The organism is Amycolatopsis sp. NPDC051128 (genome assembly GCF_040682715.1).
In the GTDB taxonomy this organism is placed as follows: Bacteria; Actinomycetota; Actinomycetes; order Mycobacteriales; family Pseudonocardiaceae; genus Amycolatopsis.
In genome coordinates this window covers 83,013-100,574 of sequence record NZ_JBFBBN010000015.1, presented here as the reverse complement: position 1 = coordinate 100,574, position 17,562 = coordinate 83,013, and the positions used below count along the sequence as shown (strand labels likewise).

The 17,562-nt window shown below is 71.4% G+C and carries 14 protein-coding genes; 3 read left to right on the top strand and 11 right to left on the bottom strand.

Annotated features, from left to right (window positions below):
• Positions 1-36: 36 nt before the first annotated feature.
• Complete coding sequence (locus AB0M82_RS18095) at positions 37-981, bottom strand: D-alanine--D-alanine ligase (RefSeq protein WP_364722831.1); 945 nt, start codon at positions 979-981, stop codon at positions 37-39.
• A 22-nt stretch (positions 982-1,003) separates the two neighbouring features.
• Entirely contained in the window at positions 1,004-2,323 is a 1,320-nt protein-coding gene (locus tag AB0M82_RS18090; protein ID WP_364722829.1) for a PLP-dependent aminotransferase family protein, read from the bottom strand.
• A 212-nt stretch (positions 2,324-2,535) separates the two neighbouring features.
• Here AB0M82_RS18090 and AB0M82_RS18085 point away from each other — a divergent pair, with 212 nt between their 5' ends.
• The gene (locus tag AB0M82_RS18085) at positions 2,536-3,180 is read left to right on the top strand and encodes a GNAT family N-acetyltransferase (protein WP_364722827.1); all 645 of its coding nucleotides are present in this window, start codon (positions 2,536-2,538) and stop codon (positions 3,178-3,180) included.
• A 219-nt stretch (positions 3,181-3,399) separates the two neighbouring features.
• Here the strand turns inward: AB0M82_RS18085 and AB0M82_RS18080 are convergent, their stop codons facing one another.
• The 9 genes from AB0M82_RS18080 to AB0M82_RS18040 form a co-directional block, all read right to left on the bottom strand.
• A complete protein-coding gene (locus AB0M82_RS18080; protein ID WP_364722825.1) occupies positions 3,400-4,548 on the bottom strand; it encodes an N-acetylmuramoyl-L-alanine amidase in 1,149 nt (382 codons plus the stop codon).
• Positions 4,549-4,829: 281 nt separating this feature from the next.
• On the bottom strand, positions 4,830-5,153 hold the full coding sequence (gene trxA, locus AB0M82_RS18075) for a thioredoxin (protein WP_364722823.1): 324 nt from the start codon (positions 5,151-5,153) through the stop codon (positions 4,830-4,832).
• 66 nt (positions 5,154-5,219) lie between these two features.
• Positions 5,220-6,212, bottom strand: coding sequence for a thioredoxin-disulfide reductase (gene trxB, locus AB0M82_RS18070; RefSeq protein WP_364722821.1), 993 nt, complete (start codon positions 6,210-6,212; stop codon positions 5,220-5,222).
• A gap of 140 nt (positions 6,213-6,352) precedes the next feature.
• Positions 6,353-7,138 (bottom strand): hypothetical protein, encoded by a 786-nt coding sequence (locus AB0M82_RS18065; protein WP_364722819.1) that lies wholly within the window; start codon positions 7,136-7,138, stop codon positions 6,353-6,355.
• Positions 7,135-7,758: an RNA polymerase sigma factor SigM gene (gene sigM / locus AB0M82_RS18060; protein WP_364722817.1), complete on the bottom strand. Its 624-nt coding sequence runs from the start codon at positions 7,756-7,758 to the stop codon at positions 7,135-7,137. The genes AB0M82_RS18065 and sigM overlap by 4 nt, the downstream gene beginning before the upstream one ends.
• 31 nt (positions 7,759-7,789) lie before the next feature.
• On the bottom strand, positions 7,790-9,337 hold the full coding sequence (locus tag AB0M82_RS18055; RefSeq protein ID WP_364722815.1) for a protein kinase family protein: 1,548 nt from the start codon (positions 9,335-9,337) through the stop codon (positions 7,790-7,792).
• A 121-nt stretch (positions 9,338-9,458) separates the two neighbouring features.
• Positions 9,459-11,312, bottom strand: coding sequence for a murein biosynthesis integral membrane protein MurJ (murJ, locus tag AB0M82_RS18050; protein ID WP_364722813.1), 1,854 nt, complete (start codon positions 11,310-11,312; stop codon positions 9,459-9,461).
• A 688-nt stretch (positions 11,313-12,000) separates the two neighbouring features.
• On the bottom strand, positions 12,001-14,163 hold the full coding sequence (locus AB0M82_RS18045; protein WP_364722811.1) for a DUF6049 family protein: 2,163 nt from the start codon (positions 14,161-14,163) through the stop codon (positions 12,001-12,003).
• Positions 14,160-14,702, bottom strand: coding sequence for an NUDIX hydrolase (locus AB0M82_RS18040; RefSeq protein WP_364722809.1), 543 nt, complete (start codon positions 14,700-14,702; stop codon positions 14,160-14,162). The genes AB0M82_RS18045 and AB0M82_RS18040 overlap by 4 nt, the downstream gene beginning before the upstream one ends.
• A 101-nt stretch (positions 14,703-14,803) precedes the next feature.
• On the opposite strand from AB0M82_RS18040, the gene AB0M82_RS18035 reads away from it, so the two are divergent.
• Both AB0M82_RS18035 and AB0M82_RS18030 read left to right on the top strand, forming a co-directional pair.
• Complete coding sequence (locus AB0M82_RS18035; protein ID WP_364722807.1) at positions 14,804-16,246, top strand: CCA tRNA nucleotidyltransferase; 1,443 nt, start codon at positions 14,804-14,806, stop codon at positions 16,244-16,246.
• 3 nt (positions 16,247-16,249) lie between these two features.
• Complete coding sequence (locus tag AB0M82_RS18030; protein ID WP_364722805.1) at positions 16,250-17,557, top strand: ATP-binding protein; 1,308 nt, start codon at positions 16,250-16,252, stop codon at positions 17,555-17,557.
• Positions 17,558-17,562 lie beyond the last annotated feature (5 nt).

The window sequence follows — 17,562 nt, the reverse complement described above, 5'->3', positions numbered from 1 at the left end:
CACGGAGATCCGTAGTGGCCTTTCGTGCGAACTTGGTCAGCGAGAGATCGCGCGCCCGATCAGTTCGGCGAACACGGTGCCGAGCGACTTGCCCGCCGCTTCGATCGCCATCGGCACCGTCGACGTTTCGGTGAGGCCGGGCGACGGGTTCACTTCGAGGAAGTACACCGTGCCGTCCGCGGCGACGATCGCGTCGGTGCGCGAGATGTCCCGCAACCCGAGCACGCGGTGCACGGCGACCGCGAGCTCGGCCACCGCCTTGGCCGCGGTGTCGTCGAGCCGGGCCGGGGTGAAGAAGTCGGTGAGGCCGGCGGTGTAGCGGGCCGTGTAGTCGTACACGCCGCTCTCCGGGACGATCTCGACCGCCGGCAGGGCCTCGGGCCCGTCCGCGCCCTCGATGACCGTCACGGCCACCTCGACGCCGTCCACGAACCGTTCCGCGAGGACCGTGTCGCCGTAAGCGAAGCAGCCCACCATCGCCGCCGGCAGTTCCGTCGCTTCGCGCACCACCTGGGTGCCGAGCGCCGAGCCGCCCTGGTCCGGCTTGAGGATCAGCGGCAGGCCGAGGCGCTCCACCATCGCGTCCAGCACCGCCTGAGCGCCCAGCTCGCGGAACGTGCTGTGCGGCAGCACCACCCAGCCCGGCGTCACGAACCCGGCGTTCTCCAGCAACGCCTTCGCGGTCGGCTTGTCCCACGCGCGGCGGCAGCCCTGGGAACCGGTGCCGACGAACGGCACGTCCAGCATCTCCAGCACCGTCTGCACCGAGCCGTTCTCGCCCTCACCGCCGTGCAGGGCGACGACCACCGCGTCCGGCCGCTGCGTGCGCAGGCGCTCCAGCAGCCCCGCGTCGGTGTCCCACTCCTCGATGCCGAGGCCTTCGGACTTGAGTGCCGCGGAGAGCCGTCGCCCGGACCTCAGCGAGACGTCGCGTTCGTGCGAGAGCCCGCCGGCGAGCACGGCAACGGTACGGTCGACCACCGTGGAACTCCTTAAGTAGGAACTAGACCGTGTCCGGAGACGGGTTCTGCGGTCCCTGGATCTGGCGCGCGCTCACGTTACCGAAGGTACGCGCGAGGTCCATTTCGGACTCCAGCACGGCGGCCAGCCGCCGCACGCCTTCACGGATCCGCTCCGGCGTCGGGTAGCAGTAGGACAGCCGCATCTGGCGGCTGCCGAAGCCGTCGGCGTAGAAGCCGGTTCCGGACGCGTACGCCACCCGCGCGGTCACCGCGCGCGGCAGCATCGCCTTGGTGTCGACGCCTTCCGGCACCGTCACCCAGACGTAGAAGCCGCCGTCCGGCTTGGTCCACGAGCAGCCGGGGGGCAGGTACTGGTCGAGCGCCGACAGGATCGCGTCGCGCCGGTCGCGGTAGTTCTCGCGGAACTTCTTGATCTGGCCCTTCCAGTCGTGCGTGGCCAGGTAGCGCGACACGATCATCTGGTTGAACGTCGGCGGGCACAGCGTCGCCGACTCCGCGGCCAGCACCAGCTTTTCGCGCACCGCGTGCGGCGCGAGCACCCAGCCGACACGCAGGCCGGAGGCGAACGTCTTGGAGAACGAGCCGAGGTACACGACGTTGTCGGGGTCGGTCGAGCGCAGCGCCGGGTAGATCTGACCGTCGAAGCCGAGCAGGCCGTACGGGTTGTCCTCGACGACCAGGACGTCGTGGGCGCGGCAGATCTCCAGGATCTCCGCGCGGCGCTCCACGGCCAGCGTGACGCCGGCGGGGTTGTGGAAGTTCGGGATCGTGTACAGGAACTTGACCCGGCGGCCGGCCTTCTCCGTCTCGGCGAGCGCCTGCCGCAGGCCCTCGGGCACCAGGCCGTTGTCGTCCATCGCCACGTGCACGACCTGCGCCTGGTACGCGGCGAACGAGCCCAGCGCGCCGACGTACGACGGCCCTTCGGCGATCACGACGTCACCGGGGTCGCAGAACAGCCGCGTGACCATGTCCAGGCCCATCTGCGAGCCGACGGTCACGACGACGTCGTCCGGGTGCGCCTTGATGCCTTCGAGCGCCATGATTTCGCAGATCTGCTCGCGCAGCGCCGGGACGCCGTGCGCCGAGCCGTACTGCAGCGCCACCATGCCGTCTTCCGCGATGATCTCCGCCACCTGCGCCGAGAGCGTGTCGAGCGGGAGCGCCGCCAGGTTCGGCATGCCGCCGGCCAGGGAGACCACCTCGGGCCGGCTGGCCACCGCGAACAGCGCCCGGATCTCGGAGGCGGTCATCCCGGCGGTGCGCGCGGCATACCGCTCGAGGTGCGGGTCGAGGTTCTGGCGGCCGCGTGGGCGATTGCTGGGGCGGTTCTCGGTCATCGACGATTCACCCGGGGCTCGGTGGACACGGTCACTCCCGCGGGAGCTGGTAGATCCCATCGAGTGTAACCGGGCACCCATCCGGGACCCCTGACCTTTCGGTGCTCGTCACATCGGCCTATCCTCGACTATGGCTCCCGTGCTCGTGCCGTGGTTTCGTGCGGCTTGACGACCGGGCAGCCCGTCGGGAGCGCAGGTCAGGGAGGTCGCGGGTGTCGCGTCGCGTCGTGGGCGTCACACTGGACAACCTCGAGCATCTGCCGAAGAGCTGTCGCAGGTGCGTGTACTGGGAGCTCGCTCCGCACCTGAAGAACCAGGCCGAGGAGTTCGGCGCCACCGAGGTCGAAAAGGAAGCCTGGGTCTCGAGCGTGTTGCTCGAGTGGGGTTCCTGCGGCCGCATCGTCTACAGCGACACGCTGCCGGTCGGGTTCGTGCTGTACGCCCCGCCGAACGCCGTCCCGCGCGCGCTGGCCTTCCCGACGTCCCCGCCGAGCGCCGACGCCGTCCTGCTGACGGCGTTCCAGGTGCTTCCGGAGTTCCGCGGTGGCGGCCTCGGCCGGATGCTGGTGCAGGCCGTTGCCAAGGACCTGACCAAGCGCGGCGTGCGCGCGATCGAGGCGTTCGGCGACGCGAAGCCCGAAGAGTCCGACCCCGACGGCGGGCACAGCTGCGTGTTGCCGGCGGCGTTCCTGCAGAGCGTGGGCTTCAAGACGGTCCGCCCGCACCAGAAGTGGCCGCGGCTGCGGCTGGAGCTGCGCTCGGCGATCACCTGGAAGGAAGACGTCGAAGCGGCGCTGGAGCGGCTGCTCGGCCAGGTGACGATCACGACGGCCGAGCCGAGCCTCGGCCGCGCCTGACCTTCCCCGCAAACGTTTGCGCCGGTGTTTCGGCACGTCCGAAGCACCGGCTTCGACGCGTGTGCACAACTGTGGAAGAAGTGCCGAGTTATCCACAGAGCCCTGATAGGAGCGGTGGACAAGCTGTGGAGAACTGCCCCAAAACCTGGGGACGCGCCGAGGGCGTCCCCAGGGATGGTGGGGCAGGTGAAGGTGAGCCGCTAGGGGTTGTGGTCGGCCCTATTCGGCCTTCGCGAGCTCGTGCGCCAGGACGTCGGCGAACGTGAACGTCCCCGTCGGCTGGTCGCCTTCGCCGAGCAGATACAGCCGCTTGACGGCGATCAGGATGCCCTCCGCGACGATGTCGCGGAACGCCGGGTCGCCGAGCTTGCGGGCGTCGTCCGGGTTCGTCAGGTAGCCGATCTCGACCCGGACCGCCGGGCAGCGGGTGCGGGTGAAGATCTCCCACGTCTTGTAGTGCGTGCGGCAGTCCAGCATGCCCGTGCGGGCCGCGACCTCGCGCTGGATGAACCCGGCCAGCAGCTCACCGACGGTGGACGTGGTGCCGTTGCCGGTGCCGAAGTGGAAGCTCGCGATGCCCTGGGCCCGCGGCGAGTGGTTGCCGTCGCTGTGCAGGGACAGGAACAGGTCGGCGCCGGCGTCGTTCGCGAAGCGGGCGCGCTCCAGCTCGGTCGGGCTGTGGTTGGGGCCGCGGGAGATCAGCGCCTCCATGCCGGTGGCCTTCATCCGGCCTTCCAGCCGCCGGGCCAGGTCCCACGCGATGTCGGCCTCACGCAGCGAGCCGGCGACCACGCCGAGGTCGTCGCCGCCATGGCCGGGGTCGATCACGATGCGCTTGCCGCGCAGCCGCGGCCCGGCCTGGCGCACCTGCTCCTGCTCGCGCAGGAACACCGGGCGGCCGCCCCGTGCTCGCGGCGAAGACAGGCGGTGCAGCTCACGGATGGTCGCGGGACCGCACATGCCGTCCGGCGTCAGGCGCATGTCGCGCTGGAACGTCTTCAGCGCGCGCTCGGTCTGCGGGCCGAAGTAGCCGTCGGGACGGCCGGCGTCGAAGCCCAGCTCGGTCAGCCGCTCCTGCAGCGTGAAGACGTCGTCGCCGTGGACGGGGGAGGCGATCATGTACGACAGCGGGCGGCTGCCCAGGTGGTAGCTGGCGCCCTTGAGCGCCTGGAACGTCGCCGGACCCACGACACCGTCGGTCATCAGCCCACGGCGCTGCTGGAAGGCACGGACGGCGCTCTCGACGGCGACGTCGAACGTGTCGTAGTCGTCGGTACCGGTGACCGGCGGGAGCAGGTCCATCCCGGCCAGGATGGATCTGATCTCGGCGACGTCCGGGCCGGCGTCACCGCGGCGGAGTACCCGCATGCACTCCTCGCTCTTCCTAAGGCACCGACTCGGGGGTTCGGTGCGCGTGGTGAAACTTCGGGAAACCTTCGCTGGGCGAACCCAGGTCCTCTATTGTGCCTTGCCAACTCTGGGTGACAGCGCAGGCCCGGTAGGTGGGTCAAGGCCCCGATCGTGGAGTACCCATCGCGGCTGTCGTCACGCTCGATTCACCCACACCGGACAGATTCCCCCGAACGACGACGAACCCGGGGTCCGCGAGAGGGTTCCCGCAGGCCCCGGGTTCGCCGGGCTCGTTCGGTTCAGAGGACGTCGGCGAGGTCCGACAGCAGCGCGGCCTTCGGCTTCGCGCCCACGATCTGCTTCACCGGCTTGCCGCCCTGGAACAGGATCAGCGTCGGGATCGACATCACCTGGTAGTCACGCGGCGTGTTCGGGTTCTCGTCGATGTCGATCTTGGCGACGGTCAGCTTCTCGCCGTTCTCGGCCGCGATCTCCTCGAGCACCGGGGCGACCATCTTGCACGGACCGCACCAGGTGGCCCAGAAGTCGACGAGAACCGGCTTCTCGCTGGTCAGGACCTCGTCGACGAACGTCGCGTCGGTCACCTTCACGGTCTTTGTCATCAGTTCTCCTCCAGCTTGTCGAGCAGAGTCATGGTTTCTCCTTCAGGTTGGTCGAACGCCGGAAAGTCAGTTGATGCCCGCGCCGTAGCCGCCGCCGACCAGCTCGGCCGCTTCGTGCGCGTCCGAGTCGCCGTGCTCCGCGAGCCATCGTTCCGCGTCGATCGCCGCGCTGCACCCGGAGCCGGCGGCGGTGATCGCCTGCCGGTAGGTGCGGTCCACCAGGTCGCCCGCCGCGAAGACGCCGTCGAGGTTCGTGAAGGACGTCCGGCCCTGGGTGAGCACGTAGCCGTCCTCGTCCAGCTCGACCTGGCCGCGCACGAGCTGGCTGCGCGGGTCGTGGCCGATGGCGACGAAGAAACCGGACACGTCCAGCGTCGACTCGGAGCCGTCCTTGGTGTCCTTCAGCCGCAGGCCCTCGACCTTGCCGTCGCCGAGCACCCCGGTGATCTGCGCGTTCAGCTGCCACTTGATCTTCTCGTTCGCGCGGGCGCGCTCGAGCATGATCTTGGACGCGCGGAACTCCTCGCGCCGGTGGACGATCGTGACGGACTTGGCGAACTTCGTCAGGAAGGTCGCCTCCTCCATCGCCGAGTCGCCGCCGCCGGCGACCACGATGTCGTGGTCGCGGAAGAAGAAGCCGTCACAGGTCGCACAGGCCGAGACACCGCGGCCGAGCAGCTCCTGCTCGCCCGGCACGTTGAGGTACCGCGCCGCCGCGCCCATGGCGAGGATCACCGCGCGGGCGGCGTAGCGCTTGCCGTTCGCGTGGACGTACTTGACGTCCCCGGTCAGCTCCAGCGACTCGACGTCCTCCGCGCGCAGCTCGGCGCCGAAGCGCTCCGCCTGCTTGCGCATCTCCTCCATCAGGTCCGGACCCATGATGCCGTCGCGGAACCCGGGGAAGTTCTCGACCTCGGTCGTCGTCATCAGCGCGCCGCCGAACTGCGTGCCCTCGAACACCAGCGGTTCCAGCTGGGCCCGTGCCGCGTAAACGGCAGCGGTATATCCGGCAGGACCCGACCCGACGATGATCAGGTTCCTGATTTCTTCGGCAGCCACCCGTGACCTCCGCTCGTAGTGACCCGTGTACCAGGCTCAACACGATGGTAGGTGGCCATGTTCCCAGCCGTGACACCGCTCATGGGGGCTCCGGGTGGCGGAGCCCCCGGCCCGGGGCGAAGCCCCGGATGTCACAGCCGCTACTTCTCCCCGACGACCTTGTCGAACAGCACAGCCGGATTACCGGGCCCGCAGTCCGCGCCGAAGGCGACCAGGCGGAACTGGGCCAGCTTCCCGGTGGTCAGGATGATCATCACGCCGGCCTTGCCGCCGACGTTCACCGGGCGGACGCCTTCCGGCCGCACCTTCGGGTCGAGCCCCGCGGCCGCGATGCACGCGTCGAGCCGGTCCTCGTTCCCCAGCGGGCCGAAGTCGCGGACGCCGACCGCCTTGCCGACCAGTGCCTGGGCGCCGCTGCCGTCACTGCCCACCGACGGGCCCGCCGGGGCGGGTGCGGCCACGTTCGGCGTGCCGTCCTTCGGTGACGTCGAGGGCAGCGCGACCGTCACCGCGACGACGGCCGCCGCGGCCGCGGTCAGGATGCCGGCGGCCCAGCCGAGCCGCGTGTTCCGGCGTCTCCGAGCCGCCGCGAGGTCCACCACCTGGGCGTCCCCGGGCCCGGCCGGCCGCGGTGCCTGCGTCGCTCTCGGAAAGGCGGCCGCTGCTTCGGCGGCCAGCGCCGCGTCGAGCCGGGCCGCGAACTCGGCGGGCATCGGCGGGGCGGGTGCGGCGGCGAGCGAAGCCAGGTCTGTCCGCGTCGCGTCGAGCGCGTCCAAGATCGCGCGGGCCTCCGGGTCGGCGTCGACCAGCGGCCACAGTTCGGCCGCCTGAGCGTCGTCCAGGACGCCGGCGTGGAGGTCGGCGAGCACGTCGACAGACCAGGGCGGACCGATGGTCCCCCCGATCCCCCGGCTTTCGTCCGTCATCGTCCCTCCCCGCTACCCGGCTGGCGCCCGGCCCGTTTGCTTTCGTGAGTTGGGACGTTCGCAATCGCATCGGGGTTCCGCAGGTGTCCGAGAACCTTCGCGAGTTTTCCGCGGCCCCGCGCACATCGGCTCTTCACGGTGCCTTCGGCGATGCCGAGCATCTTCGCCGTCTCGGCGACCGAGTACCCCTCGACGTCGACGAGCACGATCGGGGCGCGCTGGTCCTCGGGCAGCTGGTCCAGCGCCGCGCGCACCAGCAGGCTGGTCTCGCGCTCGGCCATCGAGTCGCGCGGGACGGCCGGCTCGTTGAAGCCGGTCTCCGGCAGCGGGACGGTCGGGCGCGCTTGGCGGCGGCGGATCCGGTCGAGGCAGGCGTTCACCACGATCCGGTGCAGCCACGTCGTGACCTGCGATTCCGCCCGGAAGTTCCCGGCCGCGCGGAACGCCGAGATGAACGCGTCCTGCAACGCGTCGGCGGCCTCTTCCGGGTCACGGACCGTGCGCAACGCGACCGCCCACATGCGGTCGCGGTGTCGCTGGACGAGTTCGCTGAACGCATGAGGATCTCCCGCGGCGTGAGCCGCTATCAGATCCGCATCCGTGGAAGCTGCAGCTGTCACTCGCCAGAGCCTACTGACCCGGCCAGGTGCGTCACCCCGCAGGCAGGAAGGACACGTCGCCGATTTCGGTCATGTACTGCCCGTCGGCGTCGCCCAGCTGGGTGATCCAGACGATGAAGTACTCGCCCTGCGCCGGTTGAGCCAGCGCGATCGTCGTGTCCGCCCCGGTCACGTCGCCGTTGCCGACCACCTTCGTGTCGGCCAGGTTCGGGTTCTTCTCCGTCGCCGAGCGGATTTCGACCTTCGTGCCCGGCGTGCCACCGGCGATCTTCACCTGGCTGAGGTTGATCGGGTCCTTGAAGACGACGATCAGCCCGACGCCCGGCTTCACGGCGGGCAGCTGCTGCTTGTACTTCTCGGTCCGCCAGACCGTTTCGGCCTTGCCGTCGATCGCGTACTTCGCCCGCGTGGTGTTGTCGCCCTTGCCCGAGGGGTTGTAGACGGCCACCGACTGCGGTTTCACCCCGGCGCCCACGGACGGCGGCGGCTGCTGCGCCGGCGACGACGGCGCGGGCGGCTGCCCGGCCGGCTGGCTCGACGCCGGCGGCGCGGCGACGTTGATCGTCGGTCCGGTCGCCTTCGAATCGCCCTGGAAGACGTTGATCAGCATCAGCCCGCCCCAGGCGAGGATGACGACGGTCGCGACCACCAGCACGGTGACGCCGAGCGCCAGCTTGCGCCGCCGGGCGACGTCCTTGACCGGCTTCTTCGTCGTCCAGACCGTGCCTTCGGCCTCGGCGGGGTCGCCGCCGACGGCCTTGATCAGCTGGGTGCGTTCCTCCTCCTCGGCCACCTGGCCGAGCACGCGGAGGATGGCCGCGCTGGTGCGGATGCCGCCGTTGCCGCCGTCCTCGATCGTGCGCACGGCCAGCGACGACAGGTCGGCCGGCACCGTCGGCACCAGCTGGCGGGGCGGGACGATCCGGCCCTGGGGCGTCATCGGCGCCGCCGGGATCGCGGGCGGCCCGCCTGGCAGCGCCCACCGCCCGGTGAGCAGCAGGTAGAGGACCGCGCCGAGCGCCTTGACGTCGTCGCGCAGGGTCGCTTCCGGCAGCGGGCCGGGGAACGCGAGCTTGAGCGCGCCGCTCGGCGTCAGCCGCAGGCGCTGGGGGTGGTCGAGCCCGAGGACGAGCCCGTTCTGGTGGGCCTGTTCGACGGCTTCGGCCAGCGCCTGCACCATCCGCGCGGCCGCGGCGGGCGCCACCGGCCGCTGCGCGACGAGGTCGACCAGGTCGCTGCCCTTCGTCCACTCCGCGACGACGACGCCGAGCAGGCCTTCGCCGGAGGTGACGCCGCTGCCGAGGGCGAGCACGTCGAGCACGCGGGCGACGCCGCCGTGGCCGAACTTGGACGCGTGGGTGGCGCGTTCGAGCGTGCGCCGGGCCAGCCGGGCCGCTTCCGGGTCGGCTGGGTCGCCGACCAGCAGGGTCAGCGCGACATCCCGCTTCAGCTGCCCGTCGCGTGCGCGCCAAAGATGCGCGTCGCCCCGCTCGTCCACGCCGAACTGCGCGAGGAGGCGGTAGCGGCCGTCGCCGACCACACGCCCGGGGGCCAGCGATCCGACCTGGGCCTTGCCCACGTGGTTCGCACCCCCCGCCTGTTCGCTCCGCCTCGTGTCCACCCGCACTCTCCCGCTAGCTCCCCGCACCAAGGTTACCCAGAATACGACGCGGGAGTCGTCGCCTTCCGTACCGCAATCGTTACCCGCGCTTGATCAACCGGGTGAACCTCGAAGTGGCCGGCTTCAGCTCTTCGACCTTCAGCGCCATCAGCACGCCGAACGAGACGACGATGCCGACGATGCTCTGCAGCAACAGCTTCACCCAGGCACCGAAAGTGGGCCCGAACGAGTCCGGCACGAGCTTGCCCGCGACCCATGCGGCGGCGACACCCAGGACACTCGCGACGACCGTGAAGAGAATCACGCCGATCACCCGCTTGCTGCGCAAGTTGCCCAGCGTCACCCAGAGCCAAACCTGGCCGAGGATGGCGCCGACCACGAACGTCAGCGCGTTGACCATCATCACGCCGAGCACGACGTTGTCCGGCGACAGCAGCACCGGGCACAGGTACAGCAGCGGCACCTTGACCAGCGTCATCACGATCATGATCAGCGTCGGCGTGCGGGCGTCCTTCATCGCGTAGAACACGCGCATCTGGAGCATGACCAGCGCGTACGGCAGCAGCGCGAACGCCGAGATGGCCAGCGCGTCGCCGAGCCGCTCGGCGGTCTCGACGGTGCCCTTGCCGAAGGTGAACAGCGCGATCCCGATCGAGCCGCCGACCACGGTCATCACCGCGGAGATCGGCACGAGCATCACCGTCGACATCCGGGACGCGTACGACAGGTCGCCGATCAGCTTCTTGTGGTCGCCGTCGGCGGCCGCGCGGCTCATCCGCGGCATGATCGCCGTCAGCAGCGAGACGCCGATGACGCCGTACGGCAGCTGGAAGAGCAGCCAGGCGTTGCTGTAGGCCGTCACACCGCCGGGCGAGCCGCTGGTCAGCACGCGCGTGTTGATCGTGTAGCCGACCTGGCTCACCGCGACGTAGCCGAGGATCCACAGCGCGAGGCCGCCGAACTCCTTCATCTGCTTGTCGATGCCCCAGCGCCACTTGAACCGGAAGCCGGACCGCAGCAGCGGGGGGATCAGCAGCAGGGCCTGGGCGACGATGCCGCCGGTGACGCCGATGCCCAGCGTCAGCACCTTCGGGTCGGTGATCGAGACCTGCTGGGTGTTGATGTCGCCGGGCATGATCCAGACGACCAGGATCGTGAAGATGACCACCAGGTTGTTGATCACCGGCGCCCACGCGGTCGGGCCGAAGATCTGCTTGGCGTTCAGCACCGCCGAGAGCAGCGCGAACATGCCGTAGAAGAAGATCTCCGGCAGCAGCAGGTAGGCGAACGCCGTGGTCAGCCCCGGGCTGGCCTGGCCGGACGAGTCGACATAGAGACTCGTGAACGCCGGTGCGGCCATCACCGCCACGACGGTGCCGACCAGGAGCAGCGAAAACGCGACCGTGATCAGTCTCTGGGTGTAGGCCGTCCCGCCGTCGGCCTCGTCCTGCGAGCGCACCAGCAGCGGCACCACCACGCTGGCGAGCACGCCACCCATCAGCAGCTCGAAGATGATGTTCGGCATCGTGTTGGCGACGTTGAACGAGTCGTTCGCGATGCCCTGGCCGATGGCGCCGACCAGCAGCAGCTTCCACAGGAAGCCGGTGATCCGGCTGATCAGCGACGCGATCGCCATCCGGCCGGACGCCTTCGCCAGCGACGGCGCCTTGGCCGGGGCCTCCTGAACTTCGCCGTCCGGCCGGGGCTTGACCAGCGGCCCCTTGAACGCCGGCATGACCTGGGTGGCCAGCGCGTCGTACGGCCGCATGACGTCGGGGTCGGCGACCGGCCAGCGCGAGTTCATCGGGACGCCGGCGGCGCGCGGGATGTACCGCGTGGCCTCCGGGTCGCGGGCCGGCTGCTGGGCCTCCTCCTGCCACGGGCGGACCGGCGCCGGACGCCGGGGCGCGCGGCCGCGGGACGGCACCGGCATCCCGGGAGCTGGAGTGCCCGGCGGCGGAGTCGCGGGCGGCGGAGCGGGCTGCGGAAGCCGGCCCTGCTGCGAAGGCGGGCCCTTCTGCGGTGGCGGGCCCGGCGGGATCGGCGGCGGCACGGGCTGGACGCGCGTGGGCGCCGGACCCCCGGCGGGCCGTGGCGGCTGCCCACCGCGCGGGGGCTGCGGTGGCGGCCCTTGCGGCGGTGGCCCCTGGGGCGGCGGGACGCGCCGGGCCGGGCGATTGCCGCGGGCCGGGACGTCGTCGCGCGCCGGTCGTCCGTCGGGAGCTGGGCGCCGGTCGCGGGGCGGAGCGTCGTCGCGCGGCGGGCGCGGTACGTCCTCGGGGGCCGGCAGATGGCGCGTTTGCCCGTTGCGGGGCGGCTGGCGGCGGCCGCGCTCCGGGGGTGGCGGAGGCGGCTGCTGCGGCGGTGGCTGGCGGCGGACCGGTTGCGACGTTCGCGGAGGCCCGTCAGTCCTTGGCGGCGGCTGTGGTGTCTGTGGCGTTTGCGGGGGCGGCGGTACGCCTTCGCGCCGAGGACGACTCGCACGCTCGGGTGGTAAGCCCGGCTCTCTCTCCAACGCGTGCCCAATCCTCGGTGCTCGGTTCCGGTGCCGCGGCCCGGTGCCGCGCACGTGCGGACCAAGGGTAATCGGGAACGGCGCGGAAGACTCGAAGGGCGAGAGATCAATCCACGACGGCGCGGCCGGCGCGGGCGTCCTTCAGTCGTCGGTAGATGCGCCGGGAGGCGAGGAGCAGCAGCGCCACACCTGCGGCGACGGTCGCGATGATGGTGATCGCGCCGTACTCCGTCGACGTCAGTTCGAACCGCGCGGATGACCCGAGCGGGGTACCGGTGGGGGTGCGCAACGACACATCGACGCTGAACCGGCCGGCCCGCAGGGCCTCCACCGGGAGGAAGTAGTTCTTGCCGCCGCTGGCCGGGAAGAACCTTTCCTGCCCGTCCGTCGGGCGGAGGCCGGTGTTGTTGTTGAGCGTGAACCGGGCGCTGATCCCGACCGGCAGGTCGTTGCTGACGTACACCGGCAGCGGCGAGTTGCCGGACGCCAGCGCGATGGTCTGCTTCGGCTGCGAGACGGTCACCCGCCCGCTGATCGAGGCCAGCTCGGCCCGCGCGTTCGTCGTCGCCGCGTCGGCGGGCAGTCCCCGCCACGCCGTGGACGCGCCACGCAGCTCCGCCAGCCGGACCGGCGCGACGACGTCGTCCGGCTTCACCCGTTTGGTGGGGTCGAGCTGCATCGCGGACGCCAGCCCGGTGGCCTGGTCGTCGAGGGCCGACAGCGTCGAGACGACGCCGGCGTCGATACCGGCGGCCGGGTTCCGCGCGTCGGCAGCGACACCGCCGGCCGCGGAGACCGCCGGGTCGGCGGCCAGCAGCGTCGAGAGCCCGGTCGCGGTGACCAGGCCCGCGTCGAGGAAGTCGCCGACCTGCCGCAGGTACGCGGTGAGCTCGGCGGGCGGCGCGTCCCAGCGGCGCGGCGGCGCGACCAGCAGGTGGTCCGGCCGCTGCTGTCCGGCGGGCTGGCCGAGCCCGGCGCGGAAGGCCAGCGCGCCGAGGCCGTTCTGGCTCGCGACCGCCCGCTCGGTCGTGGCGGGCATCGTGACCGAGTCCGGCACGGTCGGGACGCCCGTCATCGCGGCGGAGATCAGCGAGTCGGTCGGCTGCACGCGGACGGTGCTGCCCTGCACGGTGACGCCGCCGCCGGTCGCCGCGGGGGCGAGCTTGCCCGCGTCGGCGAGCACGGTGCGCACACCGGCCTCGGTGAGCGCGGCGAGCACCGACGCGCTCGGCGTGCCGTCCGGCCAGAGCGCGCCGGTCTGCGGGGTGACGCCGGCCACCTGCTGGATGGTCGCCGAGCCGGTGACGGCCCGGGTGAGCAGGGTGGGGTCGCCGGGCCGGATCCGGGTGAGGGCGTCGAGGTCGGCGTCGGCGAACGGCAGCGCGACGACGCACCGGCCGCCGACCAGCGAGCGGAGCGCGGACAGCCACGTCTTCGCGGTCTCGACGCCCTTGCCGTCGACGTTGCCCGCGTCCGTGTGGACGAGGTAGCCGCGGCTCATCGCGTCGACCGTGGCGAGCAGGTCCGGGTCGAGGGCGAAGCACATCGACTTGGCGAGGCTCGAGTCGTCGCGCACGGCCGTGGCGGCCGCGGTGACCAGCCCGTTGAGCCTGCCGTCGGCGCCGATCTCGGCGGCCAGCCGGTCGTCGGCCAGCACCAGCGGGCTCCCGTACGGGGCCGCGTAGACGTGGGGGACGTTGCCGGTCAGCGGCCACAGCAGGGTCATGCTCGGCGCGCCGGACGAGTGGCCGTTCGACTGCCTGCCGGGCGCGGACAGCACCGGCATCAGCATGCTGACGGCGCCGAGCCGGGCGGGCCCGCCGAACTCCGGCGTGCCGTTGACGTTCACCAGCAGCGGGTAGACGCCGGGCTTGCCGAATTGCGCCGCCTTCGCGCCGGTCAGGTTCACGGTGATGTTCAGCGGCGCGCTCTGCCCGGGTTCCAGCACGTCCGCGACCGGGGTGAACTCGGTCAGCAAGTTGTCCTTGATGACCGCGCCGGACAGCACGTCGCCGATCCCGCGCTCGTTCGTCTGCCGCTCGCCGACCTGCAGCCGCACCTGCGGCCGGGTGATCTTCCGGTCGCCGGTGTTGGTCACCGTGCCGGCGACGGTCAACGTCGTCGTCGACGTGGTGATCACCCGCGGGGCCAGCTCGGCCAGGTCGACACGCAGGCGGGCGCCCTCGGCCGCCTGCGCCACCGTGGCTCCGGAGAGGGCCGGGACGGCCAGGAAGAGGACGGAAAGGAAGGCTGCGGCGAACCGCTTCACTCGGGGGCTCCCTCAGGTGCGCGCTCGTCTCGTCCGTGGACGTCCGGGCGCGCGAAAAGTTCCTTGGCCTTCCGGACGAGCTTGCGCTCGTCGGAGTAGGCGAGTTTGGTCTCCAGCTCGGCCAGCGGCACCCAGGCCACCTCGGTGACCTCGACGTCTTCGTCGGAAAGCTCACCGCCGAGCGCTTCGAGCAGGAAGTGGTGCACGGTCTTGTGGATGCGCCGCTTCTCGGCCACGAACCAGTAGTCGATGGTGCCCAGTGGCCGCAGCACGCGCGCGGAGATGCCGGTTTCCTCCTCGACCTCGCGCACGGCCGTCTGTTCCACCGTTTCACCGTCCTCGATGTGGCCCTTGGGCAGCGACCACAGCAGTCTGCCGTGCCGGTCGAGCCGGCCGATCAGCACCGCCTGTTCCCGCTCGGGATCCACCACGAGCCCGCCGGCCGACGTCTCGTCGACCGTGGTCAGGCGCCTGCCGCGGTGCCGCCTGCGCCGCCTGCGCGGCTTCGGGGCGCCGGGACGGCCGGCTGATCCAGACATGCTGCGATGCTAGAGCAAACGGTTGCCCCGGTAGGCTGGCTCTCCGTGTCCGTGTCCGGCGGTGTTGTAGTAGATCGCACCCGAAACGTAGTGGGATTTTCGTGAACGACGTGGTCGCCAAGCAGAACGCGGTGGTGGAGCTGATGCGGGTCTCCCCCCTGGCGGAGGAGCTGGCGGAAAGGTTCGCCGGCGCGGGGCACCGCCTGTACCTCGTGGGCGGCAGCGTGCGCGACGCGCTGCTCGGCCGCCGGTCGGGTGATCTCGACTTCACCACGGACGCGCGGCCGGACCGGGTGCTCAAGATCGTCAGCGAGTGGGGCGACGCGGTCTGGGACGTCGGGATCGCGTTCGGCACGGTCGGCGTGACGAAGAAGGGCATGCAGCTCGAGATCACGACGTTCCGCGCGGACAGCTACGACCGGGTCGGCCGCAACCCCGAGGTCACGTTCGGCGACAGCATCGAGGGTGACCTCCTGCGCCGCGACTTCACGGTGAACGCGATGGCCGTCGAGCTGACGTCCAAGACGTTCATCGACCCGCACGACGGGCTGGGCGCGTTGCGCCAAAAGGTGCTGGACACGCCGGCGACGCCGCAGGAGTCGTTCGCCGACGACCCGCTGCGGATGCTGCGCGCCGCCCGCTTCGCCGCGCAGCTGGGCTTCACCGCGGCGCCGCGGGTCATCGACGCGATGACGTCGATGGCCGGGGAGATCGACCGGATCACCGCCGAGCGGGTGCAGGCCGAGCTGTCGAAGCTGCTGGTGGCGGGCGACCCGCGGCCGGGGCTGGAGCTGCTGGTCGACACCGGGCTCGCCGACCGGGTGCTGCCCGAGGTGCCCGGGATGCGGCTGGCGATCGACGAGCACCACCAGCACAAGGACGTCTACGAGCACTCGCTGACCGTGCTGGCCCAGGCGATCGAGCTGGAGACCTCGCACGAGCCGACGTCGGAGCCCGATCTGATCCTGCGGCTGGCGGCGTTGCTGCACGACGTCGGCAAGCCGGCGACGCGGGAGTTCCAGCCGGGCGGCGGGGTGAGCTTCCACCACCACGAGGTGGTCGGCGCGCGGATGGCCCGCAAACGTTTGCGGGCGTTGAAGTTCTCGAAGGAGATCATCGACGACGTCTCCCAGCTCGTGTTCCTCCACCTGCGGTTCCACGGCTACGGCAAGGGCGAGTGGACGGATTCGGCGGTCCGCCGGTACGTGACCGACGCCGGTCCCCTGCTGACCCGGCTGCACAAGCTGGTCCGCGCCGACTGCACCACGCGCAACCGGCGGAAGGCGGCGGCGCTGCAGGCGACGTACGACGACCTCGAGGCCCGCATCGCCGCGCTCAAGGCCAAGGAGGACCTCGACCGCGTGCGGCCGGACCTCAACGGCGAGCAGATCATGGAACTGCTCGGCCTCGCCCCGGGGCCGGACGTCGGGAAGGCGTGGAAGTTCCTCAAGGAGCTGCGGCTGGACCGAGGTCCGCTGGAGCACGACGAGGCCGTCGCCGAGCTGAAGAAGTGGGCCGCGGACAACGGCGTCGGGAACGGGTGACCCGTGGCCGGCGGGGGCAGCTTCCTGGTCGCGCTGCTGCGGCGCGGCGCCCCCGCGATCGCCACCGCCACGAGTGAGCTGCCCGACGAGATCGCCGACCCCGCCCCGATGCACGCGCTCCGGCGGATCTCCCGGATGTCCGGCCCGATCGACCCGGCCGAGCGCGACGGCCTGCTGCTGCGCGCGACCCGGTACGTCGTGCTCATCCCGCTGGCCTACCGGCTGCTCGCCGTGCCCGGCCAGTTCGGCGTCTACGTCTTCCAGCACGGCACGGCGGGACTGCTCCCGGTCGGGGCGTTCACCCTGCTCTCGATCGCGCTGAACGTGATCGGCTTCCGCTGGATGTTCCGCTCGGCGCCGTTCCGCGGCCGGAACGCCCGGAAGCTCCTCGCCGTCGACCTGGTCTTCACGGTGCTCTCGCCGCCGGTCCTCGCGCTGACCGTGCCGACGGAGGTGTACTTCGACGCGCTCGCGGTCAGCAGCGTCCACCTGTTCGGCGAGGCCGGGCTGCTGACGCTCGCGCTGGGCGTCCCGACCGGGCTGGTGTTCGGGCTGGCGAGCTTCCCGCTGCGGATGCTGGCGAACTGGCTGAACACCGGCCGGTTCCACGTCGGCGAGGCGTTCTCGACGTACTCCGCGCTGCTCGCGGAGACGTTCCTGGCCGCCGCCGCGCTGGTGCTGACCGGGCTCGGCACGCGGCTCGCCCTGGCCTACGGCACCCGCAACGGCCGGCTCGCCGAGCGCGCCCAGCAGCACCGGATGCTGCACGACACCGTGCTGCAGACCCTCGAGGCGATGGCGCTGTCCGGCACCTCGAACCCCGAAGAGCGGCTGGTCGAAATCCAACGGCTCGCGCGGGCGCAGGCGATGGAGATCCGGCATCTGATCGAGTCCGCGAAGTCCGAGCGGGCCGAGGCCGGCGCCCGGCCGCTGGGCGAGAAGCTCGCCGCGCTCGCCGCCGAGATGGCGCGCGACGGGCTGCGGGCCCAGCTCGTGGTGGCGGAACTGGACGACGACACGCTGTCGGAGGTCCGGCAGATCGCGATCCGCGACGCCGTCCGCGAGGCGCTGCGGAACACGATGAAGCACTCGGGCACCGACCGGGTCGTGGTGCGGGTCGAGGAACGCGACGGCGGCATCGCCGTGATCACCCGCGACCACGGCGCCGGGTTCGACAAGGCCACCTGCCCGGCCGGGTTCGGCATCAGCGAGTCGATCACCGCGCGGCTGGCGGAGGTCGGCGGGACGTCGCTGGTCGAGTCGGGCCTGCCCGGCGGCGGCACGCGGGTGACGTTGTGGGTGCCCTTCTGATATCC

Bases quoted from the DNA above. Each gene is read 5' to 3' on its own strand.
- AB0M82_RS18080 (WP_364722825.1), bottom strand. From the start codon at position 4,548: ATGCGGGTACTCCGCCGCGGTGACGCCGGCCCGGACGTCGCCGAGATC.
- AB0M82_RS18040 (WP_364722809.1), bottom strand. From the start codon at position 14,702: ATGTCTGGATCAGCCGGCCGTCCCGGCGCCCCGAAGCCGCGCAGGCGG.
- trxA (WP_364722823.1), bottom strand. From the start codon at position 5,153: ATGACAAAGACCGTGAAGGTGACCGACGCGACGTTCGTCGACGAGGTC.
- murJ (WP_364722813.1), bottom strand. From the start codon at position 11,312: ATGCCGGTGCCGTCCCGCGGCCGCGCGCCCCGGCGTCCGGCGCCGGTC.
- AB0M82_RS18065 (WP_364722819.1), bottom strand. From the start codon at position 7,138: ATGACGGACGAAAGCCGGGGGATCGGGGGGACCATCGGTCCGCCCTGG.
- AB0M82_RS18090 (WP_364722829.1), bottom strand. From the start codon at position 2,323: ATGACCGAGAACCGCCCCAGCAATCGCCCACGCGGCCGCCAGAACCTC.